We start from the raw sequence: 13,127 nt of genomic DNA on the forward strand, positions 1-13,127 counted from the left end.
CGTCCTCTGACACCCTTTGGCGCACCTGTTGCGCCCGTGCCGCGAATCGCGCCGGGAAAAAGGTTCACACACACGTTTGATGTGATAAATTCACATTTATAACAATGTGAAACATTTCTAAACGCATCACGATGAACGAGCCTTCGCACGCGCGCAAAACCGGCGGTTTCACCCTGATCGAATTGATGATCACGGTGGCGATCGTGGCCATCCTGGCGGCCATCGCGCTGCCCAGCTACCAGCAGTACGTCATCCGCTCGAAGCGATCGGCGGCACAGGCGCAGATGATGGATATCGCCAACCGGCAGCAGCAGTTCCTGCTGGCGAACCGCAACTATGCCGACAAGGCCGCGCTGACAGCCAGCGGATACGCATTGCCGGCCGAGGTCAGCAGCAACTACAGCTACGACATCACTCTGTCTACAACCGGTGTCCCCGGGTACACGCTGACGCTGACACCGCTCGGCAGCCAGTCGGGCGACGGCGCGCTCACTCTCAACAGCGAAGGCGTGAAGACGCCGCTTGCGAAATGGTGAGAGGCGCCCGCGGCACCCGTCAGGCGCGCAACCAGCGTGGCGTGAGCTTGCTGGAGGTGATGGTCGCCGTCGTCGTGGTGGCCTTCGGGCTGTTCGGCCTCGTGGGACTGCAGGCTCGGCTGCAGGCGTCGGAGATGGAGTCGTACCAGCGCTCGCAGGCACTGGTCATGCTGAACGACATGGCCAACCGCATCGCGATCAATCGCCGGATGGCCTCGAGCTACGTCACCAGTACCCCGCTGGGCAGCGGCAGCACGTGCCCCGCAGCCACCGGCACACGCCAGCAGGTAGACACCGCCGAATGGTGCAACGCGCTGCAGGGCGCGGCCGAAACCTCGGGGAGCAGCAAGCTCGGCACGGTGATCGGCGGGCGCGGCTGCGTGCAGGACATGGGCAACAACGAGTACCTCGTCACCGTCGCATGGCAGGGCCTGGTGCCAATCTCCGCCCCATCCGCCGGCGTGGGCTGCGGCAAGGACCTGTACGACGCCACCGGCACCCGCTGCGTGAACGACCTGTGCCGCAGGACGGTCACCACGCTCGTACGCATCGGAGCCCTTTCATGACGGCCACCGCGTCGCGCCATCGGCAGCGCGGGCTGACGCTGATCGAACTGATGGTGTCGATCACCATCATGCTCATCGTGATGGCAGCCCTGCTCGCGCTGTTCCTCAACGTGAGCGGCACCCAGCGCGAAATGGAACGCGTGAATCGCCAGATCGAAAGCGGGCGGCTCAGCATCTTTGTCCTGGAGAACGAGCTCTCCCACGCCGGGTTCTGGGAAAACTACATGCCCCAGTTCGACGATCTCACGGTCAATGGCGTGCCGGAGCACGTGCCCACCGGCACGCCGCCCGACCCCTGCCTGCCCTACTCCCTGGTCAACTGGACCGACGACTACAAGCGCAAGTTGCTCGATCTGCCGGTGCAGAGCTACGAAACCGTGCCCGCCACCTGCACCGACCTGCTGAAGAACAAGAAGGCCAACACCGACGTCCTGGTGGTGCGGCACGCCGAGACCTGCCTGCCCGGCACGCCCAACTGCGAGGCGGACATCGCCGGCAACCTGTACTTCCAGTCCTCGCTGTGCGGCACGCAGAAGCCCTCGTCGTTCGACCTGTCCACCAGCGGCTTCGGCAACATGTTCATGAAGAACTGCACGACGCCTTCGCCCAAGCGCAAGTTCGTTGCCGACATTTACTACGTGCGCGACTATGCCGAGACAGTGGGCGACGGCGTACCGACGCTGGCGCGCTCGCGTTTCGACTTGGCGGCCGGCGTCCTGGCGCAGCAGCCGCCGGTCCCTCTGATGGAGGGTGTCGAGGGGTTCAGGGTGGAGTTCGGCCTGGACACGATCGGCAAGACCAGCGCCGCCGTGAACTACGCCGCAGCGATCAACTGGGCCGACGCCACCGACCGGATGACCCCTTCCAACCGCGGCGACGGCAGCCCCGATGGCAGTTTCGTGCACTGCAGCGTCGCCGCGCCCTGCACTGCCGACCAACTGGTGAACGTGGTGGCGGTCAAGCTCTATGTGCTCGCGCGCAGCACCGAGGTTTCGCCGGGCCACACCGACACGCGCACCTACAACCTGGGCTCCACCACCCTGGGCCCGTTCAACGACCACTACAAGCGCCACGCGTTCTCCACCACCGTGCGGCTGACCAACGTGACCGGTCGAAGGGAGACGCCATGACCCATACACCGGCCATGCGCCGCCAGCAGGGCGCGGCTCTGCTCATCGGGATGATCATGCTGCTGCTGATCACCCTCACGGTTACCGCGGCGTTCAATCTCAGCAGTTCCGACCTCAAGTCGGTTGGTAACCTGCAGACTCGCAACGAAGCCGTTGCCGCAGCCAACCGCGCCATCGAGGAAGTTGCCAGCAGCCTGCTGGCGCCGGACTCCGACGGCACCCCCTCGCTGACGACGCCCCAGGCTACCGCGAGCCTGGTCGACATCAACAACGACGGCACCCCCGACTACACGGTCTCGGTTGCCCCTCCGGTGTGCGTGCGCGCAACCAAGGCCGTCGACAGCGGCGGCGGCACGGTGACCGGGCCCAGCGGCATCACCGGCGGGGCCTCCAGCAGCGGCTCGGGGCTCTCCACCCTGCCAGATCAATACAACTCGGTCTGGGACATCAGCACCACCGTGACCGACGCCGCCGGCACCCCCATCACCGCCGTGCGCCAAGGAGTGCGAGCGCTGCTCAACAAGGCGCAGTTCGACGCGCTGTGCAATACGACCGGGCCGACACCATGATGACAAAGAAATTCTTCGCGCCGCTGTGCGCCGCCGCCCTGCTGGCCTTGCCTTTGAGCCAGGCGCAAGCCGAGGACATCGACCTTTTCGTGGGCTACAACCAGGCCGCCACCCAGGCGCCCAATGTGTTGTTCGTGCTGGACAACACGGCCAACTGGAACCAGCCGTTCACGGCCGAGATCACTGCACTCGCCAAGGCCTTCGAGAGCTTGCCGTCCAACAAATTCAAGGTCGGCTTGATGATGTTCACCGAGACCGGCGGCGGCAACTCCAACTCCGACGGCGGCTACGTGCGCGCTGCGGTGCGCACGCTGGACGACGGCACCAAGGTCACGTACGGCGCACTCATCCGCAGCCTGGACAAGCTCGCCGACAAGTCCAACGGCGGCAAGGCCGGCAAGACCATGGCCGAGGTCTACCGCTACCTTGCCAGCGGCACCCCAATCGCCGGCAACAACAAGCTGAAGGCCGACTACAGCGGCAGCGTCTACGGCACAGCCGCGTCGAAGGCCGTGTACGCGTTGCCGCGCAACGCGTTGAACGCGGTGAACAGCACCACCTACGTGGGCCCCAGCACCGAAAACTGCATTGGCACGTACGTCATCTACATCAGCAACGGCGCCGCGCAGGACAACACCAGCGACAGTAAGACCTCTTCCGACGCCCTGCTCGCGGCGGGCGGCAGCACCACCCCGATCGTGCTGAGCCCCAGCGGCTCGCAGGACAACACCGCCGACGAATGGGCGCGATTCCTGCAAAGCAGCATGGGCGTCAAGGTCTACGCAGTCGAAGCCGCCAAGGCCACCGGCGGCCAGGGCCCCGGCTGGAGCGCGCTGCTCAAGAGCATGGCCACCCAGAGCAAGGGGGAGTACTACGACATTTCGTCCGATCCCGACCTGGGGGCTTCGCTGGGTGCGGCGCTCGACGACATCTTCAGCAAGATCCAGTCGGTCAACAGCGTGTTTTCTTCGGTGAGCCTGCCGGTGAGCGTGAACACGCAGGGCACCTACCTGAACCAGGTGTTCGTCGGCATGTTCCGCCCTGACCAGGACGCGCTGCCGCGCTGGAACGGCAACCTCAAGCAATACAAGCTGGGCCTGGACAGCAGCAGCCAGCTCGTCCTGCAGGACGCCGCCGGCGCCAACGCGGTGAACAACCAGACCGGCTTCGTCGCGCCCTGCGCGCGCAGCTACTGGACGCCCTTGCCGAGCAACACCGACGCCTACTGGAGCTTCCGCCCCTCCGGCGACTGCCTCGGCAAGGAGGCGGCTGACAGCCCGGACGGCAACGTGGTCGAGAAAGGCGCGCAAGGCTACATGCTGCGCCGCCTCGCGGTGGCCAACCGCAACATGAAGACCTGCGCACCCGGCTCATGCACCGCGCTCACCAGCTTCGCCGATGGCAACGGCAGCATCACCCAGGCGGCCCTGGGCGTTGCGAGCGCCACCGACCGCACCAACCTGATCAACTGGGTCCGCGGCGCAGACAACAAGGGCGACGAACGCACCGACGCCAGTGGCAACCCCCTTACCTCAACCAGCATGCGCCCCTCGGTGCACGGCGACGTGGTGCATTCGCGCCCTGTGGCCATCAACTACGGCACCGATGCTGTGCCTCAGGTGGTGGTTTTCTACGGCGGCAACGACGGCGTGCTGCGCGCCGTCAACGGCAATCGCAGCACGGCCATCGGCTCGGCGGCGGCGGGCGACGAACTGTGGTCCTTCGTGCCGCCAGAGTTCTACGGCAGCCTCAAGCGGCTGTACGACAACAGCACGCGCATCAACTTCCCCGGCCTGCTGGCCACCACCGGCTCCGTGGCACCCAAGCCCTACGGCATGGACGGTGCGGTAGCTGCCTACCGGCAGAGCTCCACCGCCTGGCTGTTCGCGAGCATGCGCCGCGGCGGCCGGCTGATCTATGCCTTCGACGTGTCCAATCCCGCAGCGCCCAGCCTCAAGTGGCGCAAGGGCTGCCCGAACCAGGACAACGACACCGGCTGCGACACAGGCATGAGCGGCATCGGCCAGACCTGGTCGGCGCCCAAGGTCGTCAAGTCGGCCGGCTACGGCGCCGGCAACAGCCCGATGCTGGTGTTCGGCGGCGGCTACGACAAGTGCGAAGACGTCGACACCAACTCGGCCGCCCAGGCTTGCGGCACGGGCACCAAGGGCAACCGCGTCTATGTGCTCGATGCTGCCACCGGCGCGCAGCTCAACAGCTTCGTCACCGACCGCGCGGTGGCGGGCGAAGTCACCATCGTCAGCGACAGCCTTGGCTTGGCACAGATCGCCTACGCGGCCGACCTGGGCGGTAATGTCTACAGGATCACCATCGGCGACGCGACGCCGGGAAGCTGGAGCATGACGAAGATCGCCTCGCTCGGCTGCGATACGGTGAGCACCTGCACGCCGAACCGCAAGTTCATGTTCGGGCCGGACGTGGTCCAGGACAACGGCGTGTACGTGATCCTGCTGGGCTCCGGCGATCGCGAGAAGCCGCTGCGCTACTACAGCGCCGCGCTCAGCGTGGCCAACCGCTTCTACATGCTGGTGGACAAGCCCTCCGACACCGCCTGGCTGAGTTCCGAATCGACAAAATGCAGTAGCACCCCCGTGCTGTGCCATGCCTCCCTGCAGGCCATCACCAGCACGGCAACGCCCACAGCCACCGACCTTGCGAGCAAGAAGGGCTGGTACCTGGCCCTCGCACCCGGCGAGCAGGTGGTGACCGCGTCGGTGACGGCCTACGGCATCACAACCTTCAACACCCACATTCCCACAACGCCGAACACACAGTCCTGCAAAGCCGACCTCGGCACGGCGAATGTCTACAACGTGTCGTATGCCAATGCCGCGCCACCCGACGGCAGCACCGGCCGGTTCCAGAACGTGGTGGGCGGCGGCCTGGCCCCCTCGCCCGTGGTGGGCCGGGTCCAGCTGGACGACGGCAGCATCCGCGACGTGGTGATCGGCGCCAGGCCCGACTCCTTCCTGAGCCCCAAGGGCGCCACCCCGAAGTCGGCGTTCAAGCAGCCCAAGGGCCGGGTCTACTGGTTCATCCAGAAATAGGCGGGCCCGTGATTCCCAAGAGCAGGAGCAACCGCCCCGGCACGGGTTGCCGCCCCCCCCGGCCGCGCGGCTTCACGCTGGTCGAGCTGATGGTCACGCTGGCAGTGATGGTGGTGCTGATCGCCATCGCCGTGCCTTCGTTCGACAGCGTGCGCCTTTCGACACGGCTGAATTCCTACGCCACGGCCCTGGTCGCCAGCGGCCAGCTTGCGCGCAGCGAGGCCATCAAACGCAATGYCGCCGTCACCCTGTGCGTTTCGGCCGACGGCGCCAGCTGCAGCACTTCGGGCCAATGGGAAACCGGATGGATCGTGCTGAGCGGCACGAAGGTGCTGCTGCAGCAGCCCGCCGCTGCCGGCGGCTACCAGCTGCGCGACTCCGGGGGAACGAGTGCCCTTACCTTCCAGGCCACCGGCGTCGGCGCAAGCCCTGCAAGCATCACGATCTGCCGGGCCTCACCCAGCGCCAGCCAGGCCCGCCTCGTCAACATCAGCGCCACGGGCCGGACCAGTGTCAAACGTTTGGCCGACGGCACTTGCGCCGGAAACGGCTAAAAGCGGTCCAAAGATTTCACACGGGTGCTGTTGCGCAGGACAATAGCGCTTACCCGTGGTCGGCAGCCAGCGCTGCCGTCCCTTTTCGAACCGCACCTTCAGGAATAATCGCTCGCCTCCATGGAACACCGGCTGGACTGGGCCCTTGCCGCCTGCGCTCGCATTCTTCGTCCGGTGGTCCGGCTGGCCCTCGCCATGGGGGTCAAGCATCCCCACCTCGAGGAACTGCTGCGCGACCTGCTGATCGAGGAAGCACAGCGAACCTGGCGCAGCCAGGGCGTGCCCAAGCCCAACCTGAGCCAGCTTTCGGTGACCACCGGCCTGAACCGCAAGGCAGTGACCGCCAAGGTCCGGGCCACCGTCGATCCCCTGCCCCACACGGAGCTGTCGGCAGCGGCCAAGACTTTCACGTTGTGGCTGCAGATGCTGACCCAGGACGACTCCTTCCGGCGCCTGCCCATCACCACCGGCAATGCCGCCCCCTCCTTCGAGACCGTGGCGCGCATGAGCAGCCGCGGCAACGTGCACCACCGCACCATCCTCGACGAACTGGTGCGCCTGAACATGGTGACCGAGGAGGAAGGCGTGGTCGAACTCACGACCGACGGCTTCGTGCCCGTGCAGAACCTCCAGTCCATGCTCGCCTTCCTCGGTGACAACGGCCGCGACCATCTGCTGGCGGCCGTCTCAAACACACTGGGCGAGGAGCCCAGGATGCTTGAGCGCGCGGTGTACGCGCGCGGGCTGACGCTGCAGGAATGCGAGCAGATCCAGCGCCTCGCGCGGGAGCGCTGGGCGACCCTGCACCACGAACTGGCGCAGGAAATGACGCGGGCGGTCGACAGCGCCCCCGCCGGTGCCAAGGCGCGCATCCGCGTCGGCATCTACACCTATTACGAAGACGAGAGCGCGCCTGCGCCGCCCCGTCCCCCTGAAAGCGAGCCCACGCGATGAACAACATCAAGAAACCCCGCCGGCTCATGCTCGGTCTTTTGTACGTCGCCCTCGTGGCCCTGCTGCTGTCCTGCGGCGGGGGTGGAGACGGTGCCAGCGGCGGCTCGGTGGCGGGCGTTGGCAGCAGTGCGGCCGGCACGGCGACCGCGGGCGCAGGCGCAGACGCCGCGGCCGGAGCGAGCACCGGAACCGGCACAGGTGCCACCGGCGACGCATCCGGAACCGGCAGCGGCACCGGCGGCGACACGAGCACCGCCAGCAACGGCAGCACCGACGGCTCCGGCGTGGGTTCGGGCGGCACCGGCGTGACTGCCGACGCCGCCGGCATCGGCGCGGCGGACGGCCTGGGCAGCATCATCCTCAACGGGCTGCGCTACAACACTGACAGCGCCGCCATCACCATCGAGGATGCCACCGAACTGCAGATCGGCATCAGCGCACGCGTTGCCGGCAAGGTCGACGCGGACTTCACCAGCGGCGTCGCGACCCAGGTCGTGTCGGCCGCGGAACTGCGCGGTGCGGTCTCGGCCATCGACATCCCCGCCGGCAGCTTCGTCGTGATGGGCACCATCGTGAGCATCGACTCGGCCACCGTCTGGGCCGACGCGAGCGGGCTGGCCGACGTCGTCTCGGGCAGCATCGTGCAGGTGTGGGGCCTGCCCGGTGCGCCGGGCACCCTGCGCGCCACCCGGATTCAGGTCGCTCCAACCCTGAGCGCCCCTCTGGTCACGGGCACCGTGGAGAACATCGATAGCGCGCGCAAGACCTTCATGCTCGGGCAGCTGACGATCGATTTCGGCGCGGCTGCGTTCACGGGCCTGGACGCATCGTCGCTCGCCAACGGGACCATCGTGCGCGTACGGGGCACCGCCGCGCCGTTCGCGAACCTGTTCGTGGCCACGAAGGTGGAGGGCTGGTATGCCGTTCCGGTGAGCAACGGCATCGCTGTCCAGCTGGCGGGCGTCATCACCGACTTCGCTTCGCGCGGCTCGTTCAAGGTTCTGGGCACGCCGGTCGATGCGACCAACGCGCAGATCACGGGCGGACCCGTGGGCTCGCTCGGCAATGGCGTGAAGGTCGAGGTCGACGGCTTCATGTCCGGCGGCGTGCTTGTGGTGAAGAAACTGCGCATCCGCAACATTCCGGGCACCGGCGGCCCGGCCTCGTTCACGCTGATCGGTGCCATTGGCACCTATTTGTCGTCCGCCGATTTCAGGGTGCAAGGCAAGCCCGTGAACGCCGGAGCGCCCGGCGTCGTCTTCGAGAACGGCACCGCCGCGGACCTGGCCAATGGACGGCGCGTTACCGTGGTGGGAGACCGCGTGGTCAACGGCGTGCTGATCGCACAGCGGGTGACGTTCACGCCTTGACCCATCGAGCGCCCGCGACGATGGACGCCCTCTCGATTCACGCCCCGGCCTTCCCGCCTATCGACAAGGCCGGTCGGTTGCTGTACAACAAAACGCCTAAAGTGAAAAAATCACATTTAAGGCGCCAATGCCCTATCTCCGTCGTGACGAACGGCATACATCCAGCCACGGCTTTCCATCCGTGGTTTCGTCACGCGTCCTGAAGGGGTTTGCGGGAGGCGGCGCAGTCCAGGTGCTTCGACGGGGAAACCCGCTCGCATCCCCTCCCCATGTCTCGATGCGCACATCCAGTGCGAACAGGAGCATGTATGCCGCTCACCCTCCTCCTTCGGCTTCTTCACGAGAGATTTCCGGTGACGCTTACAGCCGAGCCGGACATCAGGCACGCCGCGGTTCTGCTTGCGACCGGACTTGTCGAAGCCGAATTCCATCTGGATGACCTTGGCTACCAAAAGTACGAGAGTGCCGTGGTGTTCACCATCACGGACGAAGGGCACGCGGAGATCGCTGGCCTTCGCTCCAGCCGCGCTGCAGCGGCCGACGGTCCGAAGTGGCCCCTCATGCCGCTCGACTACCTGCGCAAGATCGGAAACTCGGTCTTCCCCCTGCGCACCGACGATCCGGCAGAAATCAACTCGGTGGCCGTACTGAATGCTGCCGGCATGGTGGAAGCCACGCTTCCCCCGCCCTGCCGCGCCAGGCAAACCCAGCAGAAGTTCAGGCAGGCAGTCATCCTGCGGGTGACTCCCCTGGGGCAGACAGCGCTGGTCGCGCGGCGGACCTGAATCCGCGCGCTCGACAGCGGCTTCGCTGTTTCGCACGGGAAAGGTACCTGCAATCAGCGAGTTTTTTTGCTGATCGGCGAAGCCGCTCCCCCGGCAGCGGTCTGAAAACCCCTTCAGACCCGCAATTGAAACTATACGTAACAAACGTCACAATGTGACGAAAGGTATCAATTTGCATTGTCTTCGACTACGAAAGTAGTAATGTGAAACCTTCACACACATCGCTTTCCCGCTTTTTCCATGCTCACACGCACCACTGCCCCCGACGTCGACGCGAGCATTGCTGCGGATGCTCTCATGGTGGCCCGCATGCGCCTCGTGCTGTCTTTTGCGGCGCTGCTCGCCGTTGCCGTCGACGCGGGTGACCACCGGCAGCAGGTTTCGGGGGCGGTCTGGTTGGCCTTTTCCGGTTACATCCTGCATAGCCTGCTGGTGTACGGGTGCACCCGCATCGGCCGCCCGTATTTCCAGGGCAAGGCCATCCACTGGTCCGACGTGCTGTGGTTCACGCTGATCGTATTCGTGACCGACGGCGTCCAGAGCCTTTTCTTCCTGTTCTACTTTTTCGCGATCCTGACCTCCTCGTTCCGCTGGGGCTTCGAGGAAGGCGCCCGTGTAACTATTGCATCGGTCGCCTCTTTTGCCGCCTGCGGCCTCGCCACCAGCACTGGCGACGACACGCCGCAGCTGCTGATGCGCGCGACGTTCCTGCTGGCCCTGGGACACATGATCGTGCACTGGGGCGGCTCCAAGCTGGCCCTGCAGCGGCGCCTGGCACTGCTGGGCGATGTCAGCCAGCTGTCCAACCCCCGGTTCGGCGCAGGCCGCACCATCGCCCGCACGATGGAAAAGACGCTGGCCTTCTTCCGGGCGAGCCACTGCATCCTCCTGACGCGCGACACCTCCACCGGCGACTGGATCCTGCGCACGCTGCGCAAGGACGACGCCTGCGAACACGTCAGCGTCGAGACGATCGGGCGCATCGCCGAGTCGCCGCTCATGGCGCTGGCACCGGAGCTCACCGTGGTCAGCAGCCGCATGCCCTGGCCCCTGAACCGCCTGTGGCCACAAAGCCATGCCCTCGAAGCCGGCGCGAGCGGCTGGCGCGTCGAGGACGAGGAAGGCGCGCAGCGCTGCGCCGCCGTGGCCGCCATGCTGGAGGCCCGCAGCTTCATCAGCGCTCCGCTGCCGATGCGGCTGGGCGAGGGCCGGGTCTTCGTGTCATCCGGCGACGGGCTGTTCAACAAGTCCGACGCCCTGTTCCTGGCACACCTCATGGAGCAGATCTTCCCGGTCATCGAGACCATCGAAGTGCTCGACCGGATGGCCTCCGAAGCCGCCTCCGCGGAGCGCTTGAAGATCGCGCTGGACCTGCACGACACGGCCGTGCAGCCCTACATCGGCCTGCGGATGGGCCTGTGCGCACTGCTCAAGAAGGCCACCACCGACAACCCGCTGCGCGAGGATCTCGACAAGCTCGCAAGCGTGGCCGACGGCGTGATCGCGGACCTGCGCCGCTATGCCGGCGCGGTCAAGCACGGTGCGAACAGCCCCTGCGGGCTCGTGCTGCCCCACCTGCATCGCCAGGCCGAGCGCATCAAGGGGCTCTACGGCATAGAGATCGCCGTCGCCGTGGACGGCCAGGTCCTGCTGGACGACCGTATGACTGCGGAAGTCCTGCAAATGGTCGGCGAAGGGCTGAACAACATTTGCAAGCACACCCACGCGCACCACGGCAGCATCCGCCTCGGCTGCAAGAACGGGCGGCTGCACCTGCGCATCGAGAACGAAGCCTGCGAAGAGGGTTTCACGAAATTCCGCCCCCGTTCCATCACCGAACGCGCCGCCGCCCTCGGCGGGCGGGCGCAGGTCCGCCAGTGCATCAGCGGCGGCACCGCGGTGGTGGTGGAAATTCCCATCTGAAAAAAGACAAGACCAGGAGCCCGTCATGCAACCTGCTGCCCATTCCATCGGCGTTCTGCTCGTTGACGACCACAAGACGATGCTGTGGGGCCTGTCCAGGCTGATCGACGGGGAACAACCGCGCATGAAGGTGGTCGGCACCGCCAGCAGCTGCGAAGACGCCGTGGCGACGGCGGCAAGCCTCGCGCCCGATATCGTTGTGCTCGACCTGGACCTGGACGGCCATTGCGCCATCGACATCCTGCCCAGCCTCCTGTCGAACGAGGTGTCGCGCGTCTTCGTGCTCACCGCGGAGCGCGAACAGCGCATGCTCGACCTTGCCGTGCTGCACGGCGCCCGCGGCGTCATGCGCAAGGACGCTTCGGCACAGCAAGTCCTCGAGACCATCGAACGCGTCTACAACGGCGAGCTTTGCGTCGATCCGCAGACCATGGGCCGCGTCTTCTCCCAGTTGACCTCGGCGAAGAAGCCGCCGAAGGCCGACCCCGAAGCCGCCAAGCTGGCCAGCCTGACGCAGAAGGAGCGCGAGATCATCCGCGTCGTGGTGGCGGGCAGCGGCGCCTCGAACAAGGCGCTGGCCGCAAAGCTCTTCGTCACCGAGCACACGCTGCGCAACCATCTCACCTCGATCTACCAGAAGCTCGGCGTGACGAACCGCCTCGAGCTGTACATCCACGCGGTGAAGCATCAGCTCGACGCGACGGCTGTCGCGCACTGAGCGAGCCGCCGCCGCGCCGGGTTGCCCCCGGCACACTCAAGTCGTCCCGTTCAGCATCGGCATGATCATCCGGACGACTCGGATCGCCGCCGGCGTGAGGATCACCAGCGAGATGCACGGAAAGATGCACAGCACCAGCGGCAGCAGCATCTTGGTCGGCACCTTGGCCGCCAACTCTTCAGCGCGGACCTGCCGCTTGTGGCGCAGATCGTCGGAGAACACACGCAGCGATTCGCCGATGCTGGTGCCGAACCGGTCCGATTGGGTCAGCATGGTCGCGAAGGTGCCGATCTCTTCCACGCCTGTGCGCAGCGCCAGGTTGCGCAGCGACTTCTCCCGCGTGCCGCCGGCTCGCATTTCCAGGTTGGTCCAGTGCAGTTCCTGCGCGAGCGCCGCGCTCTTGACCTGGATTTCTTCAGTGACCTTGACCAGGCCGGCGTCAAGCCCCAGCCCCGCTTCGACGCACACGAGCATCAAGTCGGCGGCATCGGGGAAGTTCTCGAATATCTCGCGGCGGCGCGCGCGAATGAGCATGTACAGCACAAGGTTGGGCAGGTAGCACCCGACCAGCGCCGCCACCGCGAGGTACAGCAGCATCTCCGTGCCGTCCGCCGCTCCCGTCGTCCGCATTCCCAGGAACGCGAGCGCTGCAAAGCCCAGCGGCAGCAGCGTCTTCATGCCGAAGTAAACGAGGTAGGCATCCGGGTAGCGGATGCCGGCATTCAGGAAACGCAAGCGCAGCGGCGACAGGTCTACGTCGCTGGTGGGCGAGGACAACTGCGCGAAGGGACCGACGATCCGGACGGCGGTTTCGGTCCAGGCCGACTTGCCGGCCGATGGCGCCACCGCCTGCAGGCGCTGCGCAGTGCGCGTCGGCGACAGCCAGACCGCCAGGCCGCCGATCGCCAGCGACACGGCCAGGAAAACGAGGATGGGAAACAGCATGGTCATGGC

12 protein-coding genes are annotated in these 13,127 nt (G+C 66.2%); 11 read left to right on the forward strand and 1 reads right to left on the reverse strand.

All coding sequences use genetic code 11. The features are described from left to right. Positions 1–131 precede the first annotated feature (131 nt). The 11 genes from AC1DFC_RS08665 to AC1DFC_RS08715 all read left to right on the forward strand — a co-directional run bounded on the left by AC1DFC_RS08665 (position 132) and on the right by AC1DFC_RS08715 (position 12,173). Entirely contained in the window at positions 132–536 is a 405-nt protein-coding gene (locus AC1DFC_RS08665; protein WP_056597027.1) for a type IV pilin protein, read from the forward strand. Then, positions 530–1,102: a type IV pilus modification PilV family protein gene (locus tag AC1DFC_RS08670; RefSeq protein ID WP_413334985.1), complete on the forward strand. Its 573-nt coding sequence runs from the start codon at positions 530–532 to the stop codon at positions 1,100–1,102. The genes AC1DFC_RS08665 and AC1DFC_RS08670 overlap by 7 nt, the downstream gene beginning before the upstream one ends. Further along, the gene (locus AC1DFC_RS08675; RefSeq protein WP_413334986.1) at positions 1,099–2,232 is read left to right on the forward strand and encodes a PilW family protein; all 1,134 of its coding nucleotides are present in this window, start codon (positions 1,099–1,101) and stop codon (positions 2,230–2,232) included. Before AC1DFC_RS08670 ends, AC1DFC_RS08675 begins: the two co-directional genes overlap by 4 nt. Continuing rightward, positions 2,229–2,801, forward strand: coding sequence for a hypothetical protein (locus AC1DFC_RS08680; protein WP_478178980.1), 573 nt, complete (start codon positions 2,229–2,231; stop codon positions 2,799–2,801). Before AC1DFC_RS08675 ends, AC1DFC_RS08680 begins: the two co-directional genes overlap by 4 nt. Next, positions 2,798–5,869, forward strand: coding sequence for a pilus assembly protein (locus AC1DFC_RS08685; protein WP_478178981.1), 3,072 nt, complete (start codon positions 2,798–2,800; stop codon positions 5,867–5,869). The genes AC1DFC_RS08680 and AC1DFC_RS08685 overlap by 4 nt, the downstream gene beginning before the upstream one ends. 8 nt (positions 5,870–5,877) lie before the next feature. Then, a complete protein-coding gene (locus tag AC1DFC_RS08690; RefSeq protein ID WP_478178982.1) occupies positions 5,878–6,423 on the forward strand; it encodes a GspH/FimT family pseudopilin in 546 nt (181 codons plus the stop codon). Between the two features lie 120 nt (positions 6,424–6,543). After that, on the forward strand, positions 6,544–7,377 hold the full coding sequence (locus tag AC1DFC_RS08695) for a DUF6502 family protein (RefSeq protein ID WP_478178983.1): 834 nt from the start codon (positions 6,544–6,546) through the stop codon (positions 7,375–7,377). Further along, on the forward strand, positions 7,374–8,747 hold the full coding sequence (locus AC1DFC_RS08700; protein ID WP_478178984.1) for a DUF5666 domain-containing protein: 1,374 nt from the start codon (positions 7,374–7,376) through the stop codon (positions 8,745–8,747). Before AC1DFC_RS08695 ends, AC1DFC_RS08700 begins: the two co-directional genes overlap by 4 nt. A 308-nt stretch (positions 8,748–9,055) precedes the next feature. After that, positions 9,056–9,532 (forward strand): hypothetical protein, encoded by a 477-nt coding sequence (locus tag AC1DFC_RS08705; RefSeq protein WP_007832069.1) that lies wholly within the window; start codon positions 9,056–9,058, stop codon positions 9,530–9,532. A gap of 240 nt (positions 9,533–9,772) precedes the next feature. Beyond that, complete coding sequence (locus AC1DFC_RS08710; RefSeq protein WP_478178985.1) at positions 9,773–11,455, forward strand: sensor histidine kinase; 1,683 nt, start codon at positions 9,773–9,775, stop codon at positions 11,453–11,455. 25 nt (positions 11,456–11,480) lie between these two features. Beyond that, positions 11,481–12,173 (forward strand): LuxR C-terminal-related transcriptional regulator, encoded by a 693-nt coding sequence (locus tag AC1DFC_RS08715; RefSeq protein WP_007832072.1) that lies wholly within the window; start codon positions 11,481–11,483, stop codon positions 12,171–12,173. Positions 12,174–12,209: 36 nt separating this feature from the next. On the opposite strand, the gene AC1DFC_RS08720 is transcribed toward AC1DFC_RS08715, so the two are convergent. After that, positions 12,210–13,124, reverse strand: coding sequence for a type II secretion system F family protein (locus tag AC1DFC_RS08720; RefSeq protein WP_478178986.1), 915 nt, complete (start codon positions 13,122–13,124; stop codon positions 12,210–12,212). Positions 13,125–13,127 lie beyond the last annotated feature (3 nt).

It is taken from the genome of Variovorax sp. 10L421 (assembly GCF_056395365.1).